Here is a 19,885-nt window from a genome sequence, read left to right as displayed (position 1 = left end):
GCAGGAGATGTTGGAGCCGGAGGCGGTCACGACGATCGTTCGGTTGGGGCAATCGGGCTGGGGTGCGAAGCGGATTGCGAAGGTGCTGGGCATCGCGCGCAACACGGTGCGGCGGTATCTGAACGCGGGCGGGCCGGTGGCGTACCGGCAGCCGCAGCGTGCCAGCGTGCTGGGCGGTCACGACGCATGGCTGCGGGAGCGTTTCCTGCAGCACCGGGGCAACTGCGACGTGGTGCGTCAGCAGTTGAGCAAGGAATTGGGGATCGAGACGAGCCTGCGCACGGTCGAGCGCGCGTGTCGAGGGTTCCGCCAGGAACTGGAGGCGAGTCGCCGTGCGACGATCCGCTTCGAGACCGGACCGGGCGAACAGATGCAGATCGACTTCGGCCAGACACGTGTGCTGATCGGCGGCGAGTCGGTGCGAGTGTTCCTGTTCGTGGCGACGCTGGGCTATTCGCGCCGGGGGTTTGCCTGTGCGTTCCGGCACGAGCGCCAGAGTGCGTGGTTCGCTGGGATCGAGGCGGCGTTTGTCCACTTCGGCGGACGGCCGCAGACGCTGCTCATCGACAACGCCAAGGCGCTGGTCGACAAACACGACACGCAGACGCGCCAGGTCCGACTCAACAGCCGCTTCGAGGCGTTCTGCCGGCACTGGGATATCCGTGCCAAGGCGTGCGCGCCGTTTCGCGCGCGCACCAAGGGCAAGACCGAGAACGGCGTGGGCTACGTGAAGAAGAACGCCATCGCCGGCCATGCTTTCGAGAGCTGGACGGCGATGGAGGCGCACCTGGCGCGCTGGCAGCGCGAGGTGGCCGATGTGCGCATCCACGGTACGACCGGTGTCACGCCCGCTGAGCGCTTCGACTTGGAGCGTGAACACCTGCGTCCGGTTGCCGGGATCGCCCCCTTCCTGCAGGTGCGCGAGCTCGTGCGCCGAGTCAATGCGGAGGGCTGCATCGAGCTCGACACCAACGCCTACAGCGTGCCGTGGCGGCTGATTGGCGAGACGGTGACGGTCGTGGTCAGCGCCGACACCGTGGTGGTCGAGTACGCCGGCGAGGAAGTCGCCCGCCATGCGGAGCTCGCCGGCAGTCGCGGTCGCAGCATCGAGCGCAGCCACCTGCTGGGTGGGTCGCTGCCGCCGGCCCAGATCGAGGCGCCGCCGCCCACCGATGCGCTGCTGCGTCCGCTGGCCGAGTACGAAGCGCTCGTCGGAGGAGGCTGGTGATGATCGATGCCGACCGACTCGACGAACTGCTCACCCGGCTGCGGCTCACGGCGATCCGCGACCAGCTCGACAGCCTGCTCGACGAAGCCAGCCGGGCGCAGATGACACTGCGCGAAGCGCTGCTCTTCCTGGCCGAGCGCGAGGTCGCCCGGCGCGACACCCGACGCATCCAGATGGGCATGAAGCTCGCCCGTTTCCCGTGCGTGCGCACGCTCGAAGGCTTCGACTTCGACGCGCAGCCCTCGATCGATCCAGGGCAGATCCGGGATCTGTCCTCCGGTCGCTGGATCGGGCACGGTCAGGCCTTGTTGCTGCTCGGCCCGCCGGGCGTAGGCAAGACGCACCTGGCGGTCGCCCTCGGGCGCGAAGCGGTGGATCGCGGCTACACGGTGCTCTTCACCTCGGCAGCGGCGCTGATGGCCGGGCTCACGAAGGCGCACGCCGACGGACGGCTCGAGGAGAAGCTGCTGCAGCTCTCCAAGCCCAAGCTGCTGATCATCGATGAGCTGGGCTACCTGCCGCTCGAGCCGGCCGCTGCGCACCTGTTCTTCCAGCTGGTGTCGCGACGCTACGAGCGGGCCAGCATGCTGATCACCAGCAACCGGCCCGTTGGCGAGTGGGGGCAGGTGTTCGGCGACGCGGTGGCCGCCACCGCCATCCTCGATCGGCTGCTCCATCACAGCCAGGTCATCACGATCCGGGGCGACAGCTACCGGCTGCGCGACAAGCGCCGCAGCGGCCTTCTGCAGAAGGCCGCTGCCCCCACCCCGATCACGTCGGAGAGTTGATTAACCCAGGGGGTCAATTCCAGATGTCGTCAGGGGGTTAAATCTTCGTGTCGCTTGACAGGGGGCGCGACGCCGCAAGGGATTCAGCCTCACCTATCTGAATTTGTTTCAATCCACGCGCCCACGGGGGGCGCGACCTGGTCGAACGGGCAGTTGCGCAGCTCGAGCAGGTTTCAATCCACGCGCCCACGGGGGGCGCGACGATCACCAACGATGGCGCTGGATTTCACTTCGCTGCCGTTTCAATCCACGCGCCCACGGGGGGCGCGACCCGGCCGCGTCGCTGACGTGCTGGCGATGGGCGCGTTTCAATCCACGCGCCCACGGGGGGCGCGACCGAATTTGACTGGTTGCCCGTCGAATCCGACATGGTTTCAATCCACGCGCCCACGGGGGGCGCGACGATCAAGCTCGGCACGCCCGTGCTTGAGACGCTCAAGTTTCAATCCACGCGCCCACGGGGGGCGCGACCTGACGCAGCGCGCGGAGGAAAACTACTGGTGGCACTCAAGTTTCAATCCACGCGCCCACGGGGGGCGCGACCACCGGCCCTTTCCCGACTTTTACGCAGCACGCCGGTTTCAATCCACGCGCCCACGGGGGGCGCGACGCTGGCGAACCTACGGCCGCACCGCCGGCATCACCGTTTCAATCCACGCGCCCACGGGGGGCGCGACGTATGTGTCAGCCTGGGACTGCGACACCGTGGCCGTTTCAATCCACGCGCCCACGGGGGGCGCGACCCTCAACCACGCGCGCGCCTTCGATCAGGGGGCGCAGTTTCAATCCACGCGCCCACGGGGGGCGCGACCTCAGCTACTACAAGCTCACGGTCGACGGCCAGGTGGTTTCAATCCACGCGCCCACGGGGGGCGCGACACGCCGGCAATACCAGCAACCCCCACAGCGTCACGTTTCAATCCACGCGCCCACGGGGGGCGCGACCGTCGCAACGTCCGTCATTCGCCAAATCCCGTGCTCGTTTCAATCCACGCGCCCACGGGGGGCGCGACGCGACACCCTTCGCAAGATCCTCTTCCGAGAAGTCACCGTTTCAATCCACGCGCCCACGGGGGGCGCGACCTGGTCGTACTGGTCGTCGTGTCGCCGGGAATGGTTTCAATCCACGCGCCCACGGGGGGCGCGACACCCGACCTGCAGCGCGCGTTCCAGTCCTATGCGGAGTTTCAATCCACGCGCCCACGGGGGGCGCGACACCGGCATGATCTGCGCGCACTGCCGCCGACCGTTGTTTCAATCCACGCGCCCACGGGGGGCGCGACGATTGTGCGGGACGCTCGGCTGCGGCGCCATTGGACGTTTCAATCCACGCGCCCACGGGGGGCGCGACATCGTCGGCCGAGTGAGTGTGGTCACCCAATTTGATGTTCCGATGATCACGTAGCGCGATGGCGTGTCGAGGCACGCCGTCGAATGGAAACGCCGCCCGGTGACGCTGAGGGGCGGCGTTTGTGCTGTGCGCCCAGCATGGGCGCGATCTTGGAGGTGAAAGTCCTCCCACAAGCTGACCACGGCGAATGAAGCGAAGCGCAACTGCATGAGGGTGACCGAGTGTGGGGAGGAAGCGTGGAGCGAAACCGCGGGCCGATGGACAAGAACCGGATATGAGGCGATGCCGAGCAGGGCGAGCGGGCAACGAACCGCAAAGCCCTCGTGGTCAAAGCGAGGTGGCGTAAATCCGGCGGTCGTGCGGGGAAGGATCGCGTTCTTACCTGGGGAGACCTCGCCTTGTGGCTGAAAGGCCAACGGTGTTGAGCCGGAGCGAGGAGTCAGCAGCGGCCATAGTAGCTGCCTGTCAGGAGCGAAGGGCCAAAGGAACAGGAGAAGGTGCCCTGTGGTTCTCGGAGGCGGAGTGTCTCAGATGTTCGCTTTGCGAAGCTCGCCCATAGGTTGCCAAGGGTGAAACCCAAGGCTTGTAGGCAGCGAGAAACCGTTTCCGGCGGATCAAAGACAAGCGGCTTCAGGCGGGGTGCAGGAATTTGCTCCTGTGTCTCGACCTCAACTATTCCAACCGCCCGGTGCGGACCCGCATGCCGGGTGGTGTGGGAGGGGTCGGCCAGATAATCTGGCCGCCCCTATCCCGATTGAGCACGGTTCAGAACGGTGGATCGTCCGGGTAGGCCGAGCGGAACAGGTCGGGCTGGACGAAGTCGGGTGCGACGAGGTGCTCGCGCGATCGCTCGTGGTAGTAGCGCTCGATCTGGCCGAGGTAGTGGGACTCGAAGAGCATGACGAAGTCGTGGAGTACGCCCTGAAGGGCCACGGCCGCCTCATCGGGCAATTCGGGCCACGACAGCGGTGCGCTCGGGGGGTGGTTGTGCATGATGACGTTCCGGTGGGGGGTCAGCGCCGGGCCGAGGCACGGCGTGGGGCGACGATCTCGGGCGGGGCAAAGACGTCGAGGTAGAGCTTCTCGTCGAGCTGAGGCAGGTCGCGGTGGGCGGCCACCGCGAGCAGCTCGGCGGCCATCGTGGTGAGGATGCGGTAGTTGCCGACGGCGTGATCGCACAGGGTGTGCATGAGGGCGGTGCTCATCAGGCTGGCATTGCCCGCCGCACTCACCAGATGCTGCAGGCAGGCGAACAGCTCCTCGCGACTGGCCGCCTCGGTGGCGAGCCGGGTGCGGATGCGCGAACCGAGCGGGATGAGCTCCTCGCGGCGCAGCTTCTCGGGCAGGCGCGCGTCGCCGGCGAGCACCACGCACAGGAGCGCTTGCGAATCGAACTTCGCGCTGGCCATCAGGCGCAGCTCCGAGAGCACCGCCGGGCTCATCTCCTGGGCCTCGTCGATGAGTAGCACCGGGCGGCGCCGGGTCGATTCCAGATGGGCGAACCAGGCCTCGCGCAGCGCCTTGAAGCCGCCCCAGCGGTTGTGCGGACGCAGCGGCACGCCAAAAAGATCGCCCATCTCGCGATAGAAGTCCGCGAGGTTGCTCTGCGGATGGGTGATCGCGCCGACGGTGAGATCGGGCAGCCGTGCCAGGCGCTCGGCCAGCAGACGCAGCGCCACGCTTTTGCCGGTGCCCGGGTCACCGTGGATCATCGCGAAGCCACCCTCGCCGATCAGCCCCTGCGCGATGCGCCAGCAGAAGTGCTCGAGGCGCGCGGGCACATGAATCGCCTCGGTAGGCACCTCGGTCGTGAAGGGGTGCCACTTGAGCCCGTAGAGGGCGAGCAGTTTGGTGTTCATGCGAGGTCCTGTGCGGCGGGGGAAGTGGGGACAGGCAGATAGGCTGGCGGCAAGCCGGTGGCGGCGTAGTCGGCGAGCAACTGAGTGAGCAATGGCGCCATGCCCGCAGGCGGCAGCGGCGACAGATCGACCGTGCTCGGTGCGCGCGGCCGGCGCGTACGCTCGGCGTTGGCGGATTTATCGAGCGGGGTGATCGGGCACAGCACGGCGCCGGTGTGCGGATCGACGAGATCGACCCGGGTCAGATCCCAGCGCGCGTAGCGCAGGTGCACCACGGCCAGCGCGTGGTAGCGCGCCGGGATCTCGAAGCGCTGCCCGTGCAGGGTCACGGTGCCGTCGGCGCGCCGCTGGCGTCGTGGCGCCTCGATGCGGAAGGCGTCGGCGAGCACCGTGGGGGTGGGACAGTCGCGGCGCACGTTGGGGCCGACCAGATAGCGCGCGAGCGGCGTGGCGCCGATCTCGCTGTGCTCGGTACGGTGATATTCCTGCTCGACCCAGGCCTGGGTCGCCTGGTTGAGCAGCGCCAGCGTGAGCGCGGGCTCGCCCTCGAGCATGGGCATCAGCCGCCCCTCGACGCGGCCCCAGAACGACTCCTGCTTGGCGTTCTGGTAGGGCGAGTACGGCAGCGTCGTCTGGTGCAGCACCCCCAGGCGGTTCAGGCCCGATACCGTCTCGTCGGCGAGCATGGCCGCGCCGTTGTCGGTCATCAGCGCACGCGGCAACCCACGCTTCATGAAGGCCTGGGACAGACCATGGACGAGGCTCTGCGCGCTCTCGTCCAGATACCACTGCAGGTGGCAGACCAGGCGCGAGCGATCGTCCAGGATGCCCAGCAGGAAGGGCTTCTCCCAGGTGCCGGCGCGGGTGAGCACGCGGCGCGCGCCGTGGTGGAAGTCCAGGTGCCACAGCGCCGAGACATGGTCGAGCTCGAAGCTGCGCACCTCGCGGTGCTCGAGCCGGTCGCGCGCGAGCACCGCGCCCGCGCTCGTGCGCTTCGGGGCCGCCTGACGGAACATCCCCTGGGCCTTGAGGTAGCGGCGCACCGTTGGGTAGGACGGCACGGTCAGCCCGCTGCCCGAGAGCGCGGCGCGCAGATTGTCGAAGTGCAGTTGCGCGGTCCAGCCCGGGTGTTCGCGGTACTGCTGCACCAGGGCGTCGATGACGCCCGGCGCCAGGCTCGCGAAGCGGCCCCGGGGGCGTGGCCGGTCGCGCAGCGCCGCGATCGGGTCGGCGGCGCTGCGCGCGGCGTAGTACCAGCGCTCGATCGTCGACAGCCCGAAGCGTACGTCCTGGCCGCTGATGGGATGGCGCCAGGTGTGGGCGGAGAGCGTGGTCAGCGCACCGTGCACCTCGCCCGGCGCGGGCGGTGCGGCCAGCAAGGGGCCGATGATCGAGAAGCGCAGCCGCGCCCAGCGGTCGCGTTGCGGGGGATCGGTCGGTGTGCTCAAGAGGGTCTCCCGGTTCGGGCGCACCGGGGGGTGGCGCCACTGGGAGTGCAGGCTACGAAGCCTCGGGTTCGGTGGCGATCTGCATCCTCTGCGGGAACTCAACGCCCCTCGGGCAGCGTGACCGCGCGCACCGTGAGCGGCGCCAGAAAGCGCAGCAGCCGCTGCAGCGCCTCGGTGGCCTCGCCGGCAAAGCGTGCGAGCAGTTCGCCCGGCAGCCCCTGGGGCGACACCGGGGGCATGAAGCGGGCGCACATCGCCTGCCACAGCGGCGTGTGCATGAAGCCCTCACGCCACCACCGTCGCCAGCGGGTGAGCGTGCGCAGCGGCACCGCGAGCGCCTCGCACAGCCTCGCCGCCGCTGTGTTCTGCCCGGCATGCCGGGCAGAACACAGCACCACTACCAAGCCCAGATACACGCGCCGGCCCAGAAAGCGCACCGACATCGAGGTCGTGCGCCGGCGGCAACGGCTGCAGCAAAAGCTCAGCCGTGACGAGAACGCCTCGCGGATCGCGAGGGTCGGGCAACCACGGGGCTTGCGGGGATAGTTGGCACGATGGAGCACGCCGCCGCATGGGCACCCTGCACCCTGCGCCTGGGCAGCGAGCTCTTCGTCGAGGCGAATCAGAAACAGGAAAAACTGCGAATGCTGCGGGTCAACATGGCACACTTGAACGGTCTCTTGGCTTGGTAACCAGAGACTCCCCCGAGGGGTTCGTTTGTTCAAGTTCCCTGAGGGGGATCCCCCCTCCGCCATCACGCTGCGTGACCATCCCGCCGGCAAAAGCCATCAGCAGCAATGACCATGCTCACCGAGTATCCTGCGCTGGTGTGGATGCGTTTCAATCCACGCGCCCACGGGGGGCGCGACTGGGCGCCAAGGGCGGCGCCGCCGCCGCCGCGCTAGGTGTTTCAATCCACGCGCCCACGGGGGGCGCGACATGACGGGGGTCTCGCCAACCAACATCAGTTGCAGGTTTCAATCCACGCGCCCACGGGGGGCGCGACGGCGCGCAGCTATGGTCACGCGGCCGGCGAGATCGAAGTTTCAATCCACGCGCCCACGGGGGGCGCGACGTTGTTCGCCTCGATCACGCGGTCGGCGTAGGCGTCGTTTCAATCCACGCGCCCACGGGGGGCGCGACCTCACCGAGGTCTGATCCAATGCCCATTCAAGAGCAGTTTCAATCCACGCGCCCACGGGGGGCGCGACACGTCACCAAAGCGGAACGGGGTATGCTGTCCGGAAGTTTCAATCCACGCGCCCACGGGGGGCGCGACTGCTGTGAGGCGGCAAGCATGATTGTTGAGCTTGGTTTCAATCCACGCGCCCACGGGGGGCGCGACTCGACATCGCTGGCGGCCTTGGCGCGCAGATCGCGGTTTCAATCCACGCGCCCACGGGGGGCGCGACCGGATCCTTGTCGGCAAGCTTCTCGAGATAGGCGTTTCAATCCACGCGCCCACGGGGGGCGCGACAGCCGCGCACGGTCGGGGATTACCGCAAGCTGTGGTTTCAATCCACGCGCCCACGGGGGGCGCGACGCACCAGCGCCTCGTACTGCTCCAGCGTCTGCGGTTTCAATCCACGCGCCCACGGGGGGCGCGACCGGCAACGGTGCCGAGTTTGCCCGCATGGGCGACGTTTCAATCCACGCGCCCACGGGGGGCGCGACCCAGGTGTGATAGATGGACGGACGGAGCGGAAACGGTTTCAATCCACGCGCCCACGGGGGGCGCGACCCAGCGCGTGGCGGGGGGTCGAAAAGCGGTTGCGAGTTTCAATCCACGCGCCCACGGGGGGCGCGACCTGGTACGACGGATTGATGAGCTGCACCGCCGGGGCGTTTCAATCCACGCGCCCACGGGGGGCGCGACTGCAGCCCGGAGGTGTCGGCGGTGAGCTTTACGCGTTTCAATCCACGCGCCCACGGGGGGCGCGACGGTTGCGCCGGCCGCACGTTGCAGCCATTTGATTGCCTGTTTCAATCCACGCGCCCACGGGGGGCGCGACATGGATACGCTATCCGGCTGGTGGATGACCTTTACCGTTTCAATCCACGCGCCCACGGGGGGCGCGACTCTTCCCAGACGTTCAGACTGGCATCGCCGAAATGTTTCAATCCACGCGCCCACGGGGGGCGCGACGGAATGGCTGCGCCGGCTCTCCGAGAGGCTGGAAGTTTCAATCCACGCGCCCACGGGGGGCGCGACAAACAGGGCCGAGTGAGGGCCGGGTGTGTGGGCCGCGTTTCAATCCACGCGCCCACGGGGGGCGCGACTCTGTCTCCACAACCGCTTGAAGACACGGTGAAAATACCCCAGATCTGCGAACCAAGTGCCACGTGTCACGTCAAGCGGCCACCAAATGACCACTTGCTTGGCACTCACCATACGCAACAAGCGTTTGTTGCCGCTGCGAACAACCGGGGGCTGGGCAGGATGCTTGGGGTTCGCACCGGGCGACGGTCAAAGTATCAACGGGCCGTTCAAATCGAGCGCAGGTTTCGCGCCCACGTGTTCGACCTTGTTCTGCCAGTTTCTGCCGAGATAGTAGAACCGCAGGCTGTCCTGCTCCGGGTCGATCAGTTCGCACAGCCGATTCTTTAGAAAGGTCCACTGCGCGGAGTCCACCTCGATCTCGAACACCGAGTACTGCACCCTCTGCCCGTAGTCGCGACACGTCTTGGCTAGGCGACGCAGTCGCCTCTGGCCACTTGTGCTGCTCGTACTGACGTCGTAGCTGACGAGAATCATCATGACGCTGCCCTACTTCCAGACAAATGGCGGATAGGCGTCAAGATCGCCACGAAGGTGCCGGGCGAGCAACTGGGCCTGGATCACCGGGAACAGTCCGATCTCGACCTTCTCATCGAGAAAGGGTAAGCGCTCCACGAACCCCATCCTTCCCGGGCTCTTTACGCCGTGATCAACTGCTCAGCCTTGAGATTCCAGGGCAGGAGGGCCTCGAAATGTTCGACGTTGGTCGCGGTGGGCAAGGCGCGCAGCACGTGGCGCAGCCACAGATACGGCTCGAAGCCGTTGGCCTTGGCGGTTTCGACCAGCGAGTAGAGGAGTGCGCTGGCACGCGCACCGGCCTGAGTGTCCGAGAAGAGCCATGCCTTTCTCCCGACCACGAAGGGACGGATGGCGTTTTCGGCGGGGTTGTTGTCGATCGGCAGATCGCCGCGCTCGAGGTAGCGCGTCAGACGCGGCCACTGCCGATGCAGGTAGCCCAGGGCACCCCCGAGCACCGAGGTGGGCGGCACGGTGGGGAGCACTTGGTCGAGCCAACGGCGCAGTTCGTCGATGACGGCGCGGCTTCTGCTCTGGCGTAGCGCCAGGCGCTGGGCGTCGTTCAGTTCGCGCGCGTCCTTCTCGATGGCGTAGAGCTTGCCGATCAGGGCCAGCGCTTCGTGGGCGCGGCCGCGCTTGCCGGCAGGCAGCACCTTGCTGGCATCGACGAAACGACGTCGCGCGTGCACCCAGCAACCGAGCCGGGTCACCCCTTCGGTGAAGGCAATTGCGCCGTAGCTCTCGAGCCCGTCGGCCATCAGATGCCCCTTCCAGCCTTCGAGCAGGCGTAAGGGCACCGCCTGCGCGCGGCTCGGATCGTACTCGAAGAGGACCACCGGCTTGCCCGGCGGTCCGCCGCGCTGCACCCACATCTGGCTCTTGCTCGTGGCTGCCCGGCCAGGCTCCTTGAGCACCTGCACCGGGGTTTCGTCCATGTGGATGACGTCGTGCCCGAGCAGCACGTCGCGCATCAGGTTGGCGAGCGGCTGCAGCGCCTGGGCGGTACCGATCACCCAGCGCGCCAGGGTCTGGCGCGGCACAAGCACGCCTGCGCGAGCGAGCACGTACTCGAAACGCGCCAGCGGCAGCCCATCGACGTACTTGATGACGATCAGCAAGGCCAGCAGGTCGTTGCTGGCGTTGCTCTTGGGCAGCACCTGCGCCGGGGCGCGGGCGGTGACCGGCGCCTGGTCGCCCTCGGGGCAGCCGTAGCGCTTGCGGATATGGCGCAGCACACGCACCTGCATCGGGACGATGTCGAGCTGTTCGCTGACGTCCTGGCCGATCTCGACCATGGGCGTGCCGCAGGCGCAGGTGCGCTCGGCCTCGGGGACGTCATGGACGACGTCGATGCGCGGCAGCTCGATGGGCAAGGGCTTGCGCTTACCACGCGCCTTCTTCTTGCCGGTGTCGGCGGACGCCTCACCCGTCGTCTCGGTGGCCGGCGGCGGCAAGGTTGCGGTGTCGAGCGCCTCGGGTGCGGACTCGGCCAGCGCCTCGGCCTCGTCGAAGAGCCAGGCCTGGCCCGCGTGCGATTCGCTGCTGGGCCCGAACATGCGCCGACGCGCCAGGCGAAGCTGCTCGTAGAGCTCGAGGATGCGTGCCTCGAAGGCCTTTTGCAGTTCAGCCTCCCGCGCATCGAAGGCTCTTTGGCGTTCAGCCTCCCGCGCATCGAAGACTTTCTGGAGTGCGGCCTCACGGGCCTCGAAGGCTGCCTGCCGTTCGGCTTCACGCGTCTCGAAGGCACGCTGCTGTGCCAGCAACAAGGCTTTGAGCGTTGCTGGATCGTCGGGCAACAGCTCGGCCAGGACGGATGCGCACACGCCAACGGAAGGGTTCGAGCGAGGGGCGGCGGTACGTTGCGGCATGCCGGAATTATACCCGATCACGCTACGTAACTGATTGGTATTGCAGCGTTTTATGCGGCCTTGCCGCCCACAGATCGAAGCCCTCAAGCAGCCATTCGAGCTCCTTCATCGTCAGTACGCAGGTGGGCTCGCCCGCCTCGGCCGCCGGCCAGGCGAAGCGCTCGGCTTCGAGCCGCTTGTACCAGAGGCAAAAGCCGTTGCGGTGCCAGTACAGCGCCTTGAGCTTGTCGCGGCGACGGTTGATGAACAGGTACAGTGCGTCGCCGAACGGGTTCAGCCCCAGCTCCTGCTCGACCAGTGCCGACAGTCCGCCGATGGATTTGCGAAAGTCGATCGCCGGCCGGTACAGATACACCGCACCGATCGAATGCCCCGGGTGCATCAGCGCCCCCGCTCGGCAAGGGCCACCGACAGCGCGGCCAGCCAGTCGACGCCGGGCAGCATCGCGCATTCGAGCCGCAACTGCGCGTCGATCACCACCGTGCAGCCCGCGCGGGGCGTCATCGAGGGTTCGATCTGGATCGGGACGAATCCGCCAAGCTTGGCGCGGCTACGACGGCCACCGGCCACCAGGCGCTTGCGCCACTGGTAGAGCGCCTGCGGCGACAGCCCCTCGCGCTCGGCGTACGCCTTCGTGGTGATGCCCTCGGCTTCGATTGCCGACAGGTGCGACAACCAGAACGTACTGCGCTCCGACATGCTCGTGCTCCCCGAAAAACGGAAGCCGAAGCATGAGGGCTCAACGGGGGCTACGTAAGGATGGGGTTCGTGGAGCGCTTACGAGAAAGGCGTGGCGTAGCTGTTCCCGCTTGCGTTCTTGATAGGCCGTGAGCACGGTCTTGCGCGCATCATCCTTGAGCAGTACGGCGCCGTTGTCCATGTGCGTGAAGTGCCGTGCGGAAACCTGCTTGCGGTTGATCAGCGACAGGGCCAATCGGTCGGCAAACGCGGGGCGGAACTCCTCGACGAGGTCGAGCGCCAGGCTGGGGCGGCCGGGACGGTCACGATGTAGAAACCCCACGGCGGGATCCAGCCCAACGGTTTCGAGCGCCGAGCGGCAATCGTGTGTCAGTAGGGTGTATAGAAATGACAGCAGGGCATTGGCCGCATCCGTTGGGGGGCGCCTGCTACGTCCAGCAAACCGCATCGCGGCGTCCGGCACGCGGATCAGATGGTCGAACACCCCGAAATAGGCCTGGGCCGCTTCACCTTCTAGGCCCCGCAAGATGTCGACCGGCGCCTCGGCAAGCAAACGCACACCGATACGCTTGAGCCGCTTGTCGGTGTGTATCAGCGCATCGCGGGCCTGCGTCGGCAAATCATCGCCGTAGTCACGCAGCCCGCGCGACACCACTGCACGCTGGTTGTGAATCTTGCCGATCAGCAGATTACGCACAATGCCAGCGCACCGCGGTGCATCGTCGGTACGGCGGTATTGCTCGCGGCGCAGCAGCACGTTGCCGGAAACCGGCCCCTCCACGCGAGCGAGGAATTTGCCGTTGTGGCTCAGGTAGCAAACGCTGATGCCCTGCTCCGCGCAATAACCAAGCAGCGGCGGCGACACCAGCACGCGGCCGAAACAAACCAAGCTCTCGAGCATGTGTGCCGGCAGTCGGGCACGGGTCTCACCCTCGACCTCCATGACGATGTTTTCGCCATCCTTGCGCAGCCACGCGCCTTCGGTCGTCACATACACGGTGTTGAGCTGCCGGCGCATGTTTCACAGCTCCTCTGCAATCTGACCGCGCAACCAGGTCTCAACATCCCGCCCCTTACCGAGCAATTTCGGCTGGCACAGCTCGATGAGCGAGCACGCATCGCAGCGTTTCGCCTGGTAGCTCGCCGTCGGCGTGTGCCCCGCACGGATCATCTCGCGTGCGGCCTGTATCGTTGCCATGGTCAGCGAGCGCAGCTCGTCGTCGAACACCACCGCCTGCCGTCGGCGGGTCTGGCCGTAGAAAAGGGCGCCTTGCTCCACCCGGCAGCCGAGCATCGCTTCCAGGCACAGCGCCTGCGCGCACAGCTGTACGTCGTCGGCACGGTGGGCCTTGGGGCGGCCGCGCTTGTACTCGATCGGCACGGGATGCTCGCCTCCCGCATCCGCCCTGAACTCGACGACATCCGCCACCCCAGCGATGCCCAGTTCCGCGCTGGACAGCGGCATTGCGGTAATCGTGCGCACGCCGTGGCGGCGCTCGATCTGCGGGGTGTCGGCGCGGTCGTGCAGCAAGCGCCCTTCCGCGGTCTGGCGGTTCTCAGCCCACAGGCGCTCGACGTGGATCAACGCACACTGGCGCGGGCAGTAGAGATAGTGCTGCAGCGCGGACAGGGGAACGAGGTCGTCGGATTCCTCCATGCTTCTCCCCCTTCTGCCCGCCGCCTTACAGCAGCTCGCGCACGCTCACGCCCTTGGGCATGGCTTCGGCATCGACGCTGACGCGATAGTCCGAAAAGTTGCGCGCGGGGCGGTCTTCCGTGCCCTCGGCGCGCTGCACCTTGACCGCGTCGAACAGCGCGTGCGCCGGGGCATTGCCCATGGCGTTTTCATGCTCGAACACGATCAGCTTGCGCGCCGCCATCTCGCCACGCGCGGCGGAGCGGTCGTGCTCGAACATGTTGATGAGCGCGTTCCACAGCAGTTGCAGGTCGTCATCGGAAAAGCCGGTGCGCTCGGCCAGCTTGGCGGAAACAAAACCGTGGGCACGATACAACCCGTAAGGCAGGATGTGCTTGCGCCCCATGGTGCGGTTGTCGCCGCTTTGCGCTTCGGCTTCCTTCTCGGTGGTAACCGCCATGCGGGTAATGGAGATTTCCAGCGGCAGCACCGGCTCCACCGAGGTAGCGAAGGCCAGTTGCACCGGGCCGCGTACCTGGCCGGCGTTGATTCCGGTGGTCATCACCGCACCGAAGGTGCGCACGTCGAAGAAGTTGGCGCACATCCAGGCGGTGATCTCACGTGCCTTGGCTTCGTCCTTGGGCAGTTTCTTGTCCTCCGGCTTGATCTCCAGCGCATCGTAGGCCCGCTTGTGCTGGTTGTTGAGCACCGCCTTTTCCTGCATGTAGATGGCGAAACCAGGACCACCGTCCTTGTCCAGCGTGACGAAGTTGCGGATCTTGCGCTTGAGCGCGACGTCGGTCACCAGACCGCAGTTGGTTTCCGGGTCCAGGCGCGGCAGGTTGCCGGCATCCGGGTCGCCATTTGGGTTGCCGTTGGTGACTTCGAACAGATAGACGAACTCGTAGCGGTGGGCGATGGCGGTCATTGGTCGGCTCCTTCGGTTTCGATGGCGGTGGGTTCGGCGGATTCGTCGGCGGTCGCGTCCCCGGCCGCGTCGCGGCGCGTGAAGTAGGACTGCGACTGGTGGTAGTAGCCGATGGCGAAGCGGCCCTGGTCTTCGATCTTGAGGCTGCGCGGGAACTGGTCGGGCAGGCCGCCGACGATCTCGCGGATGTCTTTCTCCAGGTTCACCGCCTGGCCCATGCGTTCCTTGCGCAGTTTGCCGAGGTGGTTCTGGGTGTTACGCAACAGCACCGGAAAGATCGAGGCCGGAGTGGCCGATGCCGCGCCGTAGAAGCGGTCGCGAATCGTGGCGTTGACCTGGCCGCCCAGGGCGGCACGCTGCACGTTTTCCAGCACTGCGAACAGCCGCCCGAGCAGGTAGCCGGGCTGGGTGGATTGCTTGTCGAGACTCACGGGGATCTCCTCCTCGGATGTACGAATGTCCCGGCGCCGTTCGCGCGCCAGAACGCCCTTGCACAAGGCCACGCGTAGGCCGGAAATGTCTCCGTCCGCCCGAAACCGCATGATGGTGTTGGCCAACAGACTGCGTGGATACGGCCCGCCGCTGAGAATGGCGCGCATCGTCTCGCCGATGACGATGTTGATCGCGTCGTCGGCCTTGGGTTTGGCGCCCTCGCGGTGCGGCACTGTCGCCAGCACCAGCCGATACACGGACGGCTCGGTGCGCCACGGCAGCGGCTCCAGATGCAGGTCTTCCGCATGCTGGGCGATACGGCCAGCGAGCACCCCCAGCGTATCGACCTGCCAGAAGCGCACCGACAGGCGTGACGCATTGGGTGCGAGGCCCAGCACATACATGCGGGTGCCGGGTTCGAGATTGGGCGCGAGGTCCGCCACCGGGCAGCCCTTTGCGATGCGCTCCAGCACCGCGCGCACCCGTGCCGCCTCCGACGCATCATCGGCGGGCGGGCTGAGCAGCGTGGCAAAAAGATCCTCGGCCGCGCTCGCCTGCTTCGCATCGGCCGCTTCGGCCCAGAACACCACCGAGGCGTCGCCCACCTGCAGGCGCTGGCGGTTGTGTTCGCCCCGGCGCAGCAGATAGTTCAGCGCCGTGGTGTAGGCAAAGGCGGCCGACTCCGATACCGGCGCGTTGTCGCCCTGGCTCTTGGCATAGGACGTGAAGGCGTCGAGATTGAATGAGACGATGGACGCGCCCGAACTCTGCGCCCCGTTCACACCTTTGATCGCGGGGTGCAAGCGGGCCACCGGTGCGACCTCCCCGCTGACCAGGCAGACAGCCGCGCCTGTCGCCGTTTCCTGCCCCTCATCGCCCGCGAGGAGCTTGGCACGTACCGCTCGCGCGGCCGGCCCATCGTGAAGATAGCAGTGCTCGCCGTCCACGCGAAACACGAGGTTGGCGTCGACCATGTCGGGCGGAAAACCGCGCGCCTCGAACTGCGTCGGCGACCAGCCGCGCAGGAAGCTCAGCACGGCCTTGAGTCCGAGGTCGTCCTCACTGGCGAGCGCTGTTTCGTGCAGTTCGACAAAGGCCTCATGCTCCTTGTCGGCGCGCTTGCTGGTGTTGCTTACGCCAAGCACGTAACTCGTCTTGTCCCACAGAAAGTTGGACTTGATGCCGACCGTGCGCTTTTCGGCCTGCGGCACGTTTAGCACGCGCGGCAGGGGCTTCTTGCCGCTGGTGTCTCGAATGTCGTTGACCTGCGCTATCTCACCATCTGGTGTCAGCAGGATCTCGAAGCTGATCTTCTCTGGGCTGCAACCGGCGGGGGCGACACCTTCGGCCTGTTGCTCGATCAACCGCTCGTAGTAGCGGTTCAACGCCAGCAGGATCATGACTTGACCTCCTCACCCTGCCACGGCGGCACCTCGATGACGCCTGCTCTCAACTGTGCACGGAAGAAGCGCGGCGTCATATCCCGAGCGAAATCGATATCGTGCAGCATCCAACCCAGATCCTTGTCGACATCGCGCTCCGGATGCGCGTCGGGCAGGGGCTGGCCGTCCTCGATCAGGCTGAAATGAGCGGGAAACTCGCGCACGCCAAGGCAGGGTGCGTGGAAGTGCTGCCCCTTGCGGGCACGGCGGTTGAAGATGTCCAGATGCTTGCCCACCGAATCGTCCGGCCCGGCTTTGTCGGTGAGCTCGAAGTGGGCCTCGATCACATAGGCCACGTCGCGCAAGACTGTGGCAGCGCGCTGCTGGCGGTCTTGGTCTACGTAGGTCGCCAGCCCGGCGGTGGAGGCGGCCTTCATCGCCTTGCTAACACTGGCCGGCGACAGCTTCCCGCCAACCTCGTTGCGGCGAATGGACTCGAAGTGGATCGGCTTGAGCACGTGAATGCGATCCACGACCCAGCGGATCGCTGGTTTCCAGTGAATGGCCTCCAGGATGCCGCGCGCGGCCGACGGCGTGATGATGTCGTAGCTGACCCGCTCCACCTTCATTTCCGGCCGCGTGAAGCAGGCCCGCTCGCCCCATACGTGCAGGCGGATTCCGTAAGTCATCCAATAACCCTCCGAAGTTGGCGTCCCGGGATTACCCGGGACGCCATTCCTCTCAACAGCTACTAGCAAGACACTTTGGTTTCAACCCACGTCATCGGCCCAGCCAAACAAGCAAGGCGGAGCCAAGCAAGCTGACGACACACCACAACAGCCGGGCAGGACGCCATTGAGCCCTGACTTTGAGCGTGAGGTCGATCTCAACGTCTCTGGCAATCTCGGACTCTCGTTCCATGACGGCAACTCCGCTGTTGTGCCGTTGCATGGTAGTGTTCCGTTACCAAAATTTCTAGTTCCAAAGAGTTTTTCTAGTACACACATTCCTCCTTGAACCATCCCCCATTGCTAGATGATCGTATTTGCCGACTCCATGAACGTGGGGTCCTCCCACCAGATGCCGAACTCGCGGCTATAGATGTCCATGTTCACCAGTTCCATGAACTGCTCACCCCACTTCTCCGGCGCAACGGACTGAATCGCGCCCGCCTTGCGCAGCGCATCGAATCCGTTGCGTGGTAGCTGCACCAGATAGGGCTGGAGCTTGCGTGCGAGCCCGCCGCTCTTTTCCGCAAAGCGCAGGCTTTCGATATAGCGGCGCGCATGGTCGTCGAGGGGCACGATGACCGGCATCTGCACCGTGTCGATCATGCGGAATTTGGTTGCCAGCGTTTCCAGCGGCAGGGAGTCGATCCGGCTTTCTGCGCACAGGCCAAGCAGGTTCGTGGCATCCAGTTCCTGGTCGCCCTTCTGCCAGTACAGCAGGCGGAAATAGGCTTCGATCGCCGACGGCGAGAGCGGATCGTCACGGAATTGCGGCTGGCGCATGACCTCTTGCGCAGCCTGGGCGAACTGGCGAAGTTCTGGCGGAGGCGCCCAATCACCGTGGGCGGTTGCGAACACACGCACCTCGCTCTGGTCGGCCGCTCGTTCGCCGTTGCGGTTGCAGCGCCCCGCGGCCTGGGCGACGGAGTCCAGGCCCGCTTCTGCGCGATAGACAGTGGGCAGGGAGATATCGACACCGGCTTCGATCAGCGACGTCGAAACAAGCCGGCAAGGCTCGCCGGCCTTGAGACGCGCCCGCACCTCGGCCAGGACTTGGCTGCGGTGCTTGGCGCACATCAGCGTAGTCAGGTGGCGCGCACCGGGCAGATCGGCGAGCGCTTGATACAGGGCGCGGGCGTGGCGGCGGTTGTTGACGACGCACAACACCTGATTGAGGTCGCGGAGTTGCGCCGCGAGCGCGTCATCGTCGAGCGTGCCGACATGGCGCACACGCACCCGGTCGAGTTTGCGGAAGAGTTCCGGCGGGTTCGGGGCGAGTTCGCGCACCTGATCCTTGTCGAATCCACCGCGAAAGTTCGGTGCGGTCAAGGCCGGCTGGGTGGCGGTGCAGAGGACGACGCTGCTGCGGTAGTTGCGAGCCAGTTCGTCGATGGCCGCGACCGCCGGCCGCAACAGCTTGAGCGGCAGGGTCTGTGCCTCATCGAGAATCACCACGCTGCCTGCAATGTTGTGCAGTTTGCGACACTGCGACGGGCGTGCCGCGAACAGGCTCTCGAAGAACTGCACGGCGGTGGTGACAATGACCGGCGCGTTCCAGTTCTCCATCGCCAGCCGCAGCTTTTCCTTGGCTTGGTAGCGCTCGGCGTCCGATCGGAGAGGTTGGGCGGCGATGAAAGCGCTGTGATGCTCCAGCACCGCAGCCTCACCGAGATCGCCCAGGGCAGTGCGGAACACCGCGGCGTTCTGCTCAACGATGCTGGTAAAGGGGATCACGAAGATCACCCGCCGCAGCCCGTGCGCGATGGCATGGTCGAGCGCGAAGGCAAGGGAGGCCAGCGTCTTTCCGCCGCCGGTCGGCACCGTAAGCGAGAACAGCCCAGGCGCGTATGTCGCGGCCTTCCGCGTGTGAGCAAGGATGTCCGCCCGGACGCGATTGACGTGCGAGTCGGCATCGAAGCCGGAAAGATAAGCGTCGAGGCGCTCGCGCAGAGACTCCAGGGATGGCGACGCCAGCCCACGCGATGCGCTGCGGTCGTTGGGCTGGCCGGGAAGTGCGACCCGGTCGTAAAAGGACTCGGTGTCGAGATAGTCCGCATCCACAAGGCACGAGAACAACATGCGTGCAAAGAATGCGAACTGGAACATGGCGTGTTCTTTCTTCAGAACTAACTTCGGTGGGAGCAACTGCTCCGGCAGGGTAACCTCGTACTGCCACTCCTCCCTAAAGGGCGGCAGCCCAACACCCTTCAGTCGGTCGCTGAGTGCGGTTCGCTCACCACCCTCGCTGCCGTTCGCCAAGCCGGCATGATGACCAGCGATACCATAGGCTAGCAGCATGCCGGTGTGCTTGTAGCGCTCAACGGCTAGCATCGCACCGCGCGTCGCGTGGTCCACTCGAATCGCGTCACCTGCCACTCGACGCTGGAAATCGTCGGAGTATTTGCCGAGATCATGAAGCAGCCCCGCCACCTCGGCCATTCCACCGGCACCGAAGAGCGAGGCCTTGTCCCTGGCGATCGCTGCGACGTTCTGCAAATGCTCCGCCAGTGCCTGCCAGTCAGACCTATCCGGACGCTGCGTGGAATGAGCGAAGAACGCCATGGATCTCTGCGACCTCGGATGCGTTTCAAAAAATGAAGATCAGATAGTACCTCCGCATGAGCAGAGATGAGAGCGAGTGATAGCCATGACTGCTCCGCTTATGGATTCGTGCATTTATAACCGGCGGCGATATCCCGGGAACACGCCAAGCGCGGGACCAATAAGGAGGATGCCGGCTGACA

At 66.1% G+C, this 19,885-nt stretch carries 17 protein-coding genes and 2 CRISPR repeat arrays; of the genes, 2 read left to right on the top strand and 15 right to left on the bottom strand.

The window, feature by feature from the left end; all coding sequences use genetic code 11:
- Positions 1-7 precede the first annotated feature (7 nt).
- Together istA and istB are read left to right on the top strand one after the other, a co-directional pair.
- Positions 8-1,228, top strand: a complete 1,221-nt coding sequence (gene istA, locus ACZ5PP_RS16645; RefSeq protein WP_043746394.1) for an IS21 family transposase — start codon at positions 8-10, stop codon at positions 1,226-1,228.
- Positions 1,228-2,016: an IS21-like element helper ATPase IstB gene (istB, locus tag ACZ5PP_RS16640; RefSeq protein ID WP_004299423.1), complete on the top strand. Its 789-nt coding sequence runs from the start codon at positions 1,228-1,230 to the stop codon at positions 2,014-2,016. The genes istA and istB overlap by 1 nt, the downstream gene beginning before the upstream one ends.
- Positions 2,017-2,121: 105 nt before the next feature.
- A CRISPR array of direct repeats spans positions 2,122-3,367; the repeat unit is 32 nt; unit sequence GTTTCAATCCACGCGCCCACGGGGGGCGCGAC.
- 765 nt (positions 3,368-4,132) lie between these two features.
- On the opposite strand, the gene ACZ5PP_RS16635 is transcribed toward istB, so the two are convergent.
- The 15 genes from ACZ5PP_RS16635 to ACZ5PP_RS16565 all read right to left on the bottom strand — a co-directional run bounded on the left by ACZ5PP_RS16635 (position 4,133) and on the right by ACZ5PP_RS16565 (position 19,703).
- Complete coding sequence (locus ACZ5PP_RS16635; protein ID WP_464826145.1) at positions 4,133-4,360, bottom strand: hypothetical protein; 228 nt, start codon at positions 4,358-4,360, stop codon at positions 4,133-4,135.
- Positions 4,361-4,380: 20 nt separating this feature from the next.
- Complete coding sequence (locus ACZ5PP_RS16630) at positions 4,381-5,226, bottom strand: ExeA family protein (protein ID WP_464826144.1); 846 nt, start codon at positions 5,224-5,226, stop codon at positions 4,381-4,383.
- Complete coding sequence (locus ACZ5PP_RS16625) at positions 5,223-6,674, bottom strand: DDE-type integrase/transposase/recombinase (RefSeq protein WP_464826143.1); 1,452 nt, start codon at positions 6,672-6,674, stop codon at positions 5,223-5,225. Before ACZ5PP_RS16625 ends, ACZ5PP_RS16630 begins: the two co-directional genes overlap by 4 nt.
- 98 nt (positions 6,675-6,772) lie before the next feature.
- The gene (locus ACZ5PP_RS16620; protein ID WP_464826142.1) at positions 6,773-7,117 is read right to left on the bottom strand and encodes a hypothetical protein; all 345 of its coding nucleotides are present in this window, start codon (positions 7,115-7,117) and stop codon (positions 6,773-6,775) included.
- 394 nt (positions 7,118-7,511) lie between these two features.
- Positions 7,512-8,954: a CRISPR direct-repeat array (repeat unit 32 nt; unit sequence GTTTCAATCCACGCGCCCACGGGGGGCGCGAC).
- A gap of 187 nt (positions 8,955-9,141) precedes the next feature.
- Positions 9,142-9,432 carry a CRISPR-associated endonuclease Cas2 gene (gene cas2 / locus ACZ5PP_RS16615; RefSeq protein ID WP_004299425.1) on the bottom strand — a complete coding sequence of 97 codons (291 nt, stop codon included), beginning with the start codon at positions 9,430-9,432 and terminating at the stop codon, positions 9,142-9,144.
- 9 nt (positions 9,433-9,441) lie between these two features.
- The gene (locus ACZ5PP_RS16610) at positions 9,442-9,567 is read right to left on the bottom strand and encodes a hypothetical protein (protein ID WP_464826307.1); all 126 of its coding nucleotides are present in this window, start codon (positions 9,565-9,567) and stop codon (positions 9,442-9,444) included.
- A gap of 23 nt (positions 9,568-9,590) precedes the next feature.
- On the bottom strand, positions 9,591-11,336 hold the full coding sequence (gene tnpC / locus ACZ5PP_RS16605) for an IS66 family transposase (protein ID WP_012584783.1): 1,746 nt from the start codon (positions 11,334-11,336) through the stop codon (positions 9,591-9,593).
- A gap of 22 nt (positions 11,337-11,358) precedes the next feature.
- Entirely contained in the window at positions 11,359-11,718 is a 360-nt protein-coding gene (tnpB, locus tag ACZ5PP_RS16600; RefSeq protein WP_012584784.1) for an IS66 family insertion sequence element accessory protein TnpB, read from the bottom strand.
- Entirely contained in the window at positions 11,718-12,035 is a 318-nt protein-coding gene (gene tnpA / locus ACZ5PP_RS16595; protein ID WP_012584785.1) for an IS66 family insertion sequence element accessory protein TnpA, read from the bottom strand. Before tnpA ends, tnpB begins: the two co-directional genes overlap by 1 nt.
- A 40-nt stretch (positions 12,036-12,075) precedes the next feature.
- Positions 12,076-13,053 carry a type I-C CRISPR-associated endonuclease Cas1c gene (gene cas1c, locus ACZ5PP_RS16590; protein WP_464826306.1) on the bottom strand — a complete coding sequence of 326 codons (978 nt, stop codon included), beginning with the start codon at positions 13,051-13,053 and terminating at the stop codon, positions 12,076-12,078.
- Positions 13,054-13,056: 3 nt separating this feature from the next.
- The gene (gene cas4 / locus ACZ5PP_RS16585) at positions 13,057-13,692 is read right to left on the bottom strand and encodes a CRISPR-associated protein Cas4 (RefSeq protein WP_004299428.1); all 636 of its coding nucleotides are present in this window, start codon (positions 13,690-13,692) and stop codon (positions 13,057-13,059) included.
- 25 nt (positions 13,693-13,717) lie between these two features.
- Entirely contained in the window at positions 13,718-14,599 is an 882-nt protein-coding gene (gene cas7c / locus ACZ5PP_RS16580) for a type I-C CRISPR-associated protein Cas7/Csd2 (protein ID WP_004299430.1), read from the bottom strand.
- Positions 14,596-16,431: a type I-C CRISPR-associated protein Cas8c/Csd1 gene (gene cas8c, locus ACZ5PP_RS16575; RefSeq protein ID WP_004299431.1), complete on the bottom strand. Its 1,836-nt coding sequence runs from the start codon at positions 16,429-16,431 to the stop codon at positions 14,596-14,598. The genes cas7c and cas8c overlap by 4 nt, the downstream gene beginning before the upstream one ends.
- Positions 16,428-17,102 (bottom strand): type I-C CRISPR-associated protein Cas5c, encoded by a 675-nt coding sequence (gene cas5c, locus ACZ5PP_RS16570; RefSeq protein WP_004299433.1) that lies wholly within the window; start codon positions 17,100-17,102, stop codon positions 16,428-16,430. The genes cas8c and cas5c overlap by 4 nt, the downstream gene beginning before the upstream one ends.
- Before the next feature lie 342 nt (positions 17,103-17,444).
- Positions 17,445-19,703: a CRISPR-associated endonuclease Cas3'' gene (locus ACZ5PP_RS16565; protein ID WP_464826305.1), complete on the bottom strand. Its 2,259-nt coding sequence runs from the start codon at positions 19,701-19,703 to the stop codon at positions 17,445-17,447.
- Positions 19,704-19,885: the final 182 nt, after the last annotated feature.

Source organism: Thauera sp. DNT-1, assembly GCF_055393985.1.
Note: the sequence above shows the minus strand (reverse complement) of the source record. Positions and strands in the feature narration are given on the sequence as shown.

Coding starts and splice junctions, on each gene's coding strand:
- istA (WP_043746394.1), top strand. CDS start 8: ATGTTGGAGCCGGAGGCGGTCACGACGATCGTTCGGTTGGGGCAATCG.
- istB (WP_004299423.1), top strand. CDS start 1,228: ATGATCGATGCCGACCGACTCGACGAACTGCTCACCCGGCTGCGGCTC.
- ACZ5PP_RS16635 (WP_464826145.1), bottom strand. CDS start 4,360: ATGCACAACCACCCCCCGAGCGCACCGCTGTCGTGGCCCGAATTGCCC.
- ACZ5PP_RS16630 (WP_464826144.1), bottom strand. CDS start 5,226: ATGAACACCAAACTGCTCGCCCTCTACGGGCTCAAGTGGCACCCCTTC.
- ACZ5PP_RS16620 (WP_464826142.1), bottom strand. CDS start 7,117: ATGTCGGTGCGCTTTCTGGGCCGGCGCGTGTATCTGGGCTTGGTAGTG.
- cas2 (WP_004299425.1), bottom strand. CDS start 9,432: ATGATGATTCTCGTCAGCTACGACGTCAGTACGAGCAGCACAAGTGGC.
- tnpC (WP_012584783.1), bottom strand. CDS start 11,336: ATGCCGCAACGTACCGCCGCCCCTCGCTCGAACCCTTCCGTTGGCGTG.
- tnpB (WP_012584784.1), bottom strand. CDS start 11,718: ATGCACCCGGGGCATTCGATCGGTGCGGTGTATCTGTACCGGCCGGCG.
- tnpA (WP_012584785.1), bottom strand. CDS start 12,035: ATGTCGGAGCGCAGTACGTTCTGGTTGTCGCACCTGTCGGCAATCGAA.
- cas1c (WP_464826306.1), bottom strand. CDS start 13,053: ATGCGCCGGCAGCTCAACACCGTGTATGTGACGACCGAAGGCGCGTGG.
- cas4 (WP_004299428.1), bottom strand. CDS start 13,692: ATGGAGGAATCCGACGACCTCGTTCCCCTGTCCGCGCTGCAGCACTAT.
- cas7c (WP_004299430.1), bottom strand. CDS start 14,599: ATGACCGCCATCGCCCACCGCTACGAGTTCGTCTATCTGTTCGAAGTC.
- cas8c (WP_004299431.1), bottom strand. CDS start 16,431: ATGATCCTGCTGGCGTTGAACCGCTACTACGAGCGGTTGATCGAGCAA.
- cas5c (WP_004299433.1), bottom strand. CDS start 17,102: ATGACTTACGGAATCCGCCTGCACGTATGGGGCGAGCGGGCCTGCTTC.
- ACZ5PP_RS16565 (WP_464826305.1), bottom strand. CDS start 19,703: ATGGCGTTCTTCGCTCATTCCACGCAGCGTCCGGATAGGTCTGACTGG.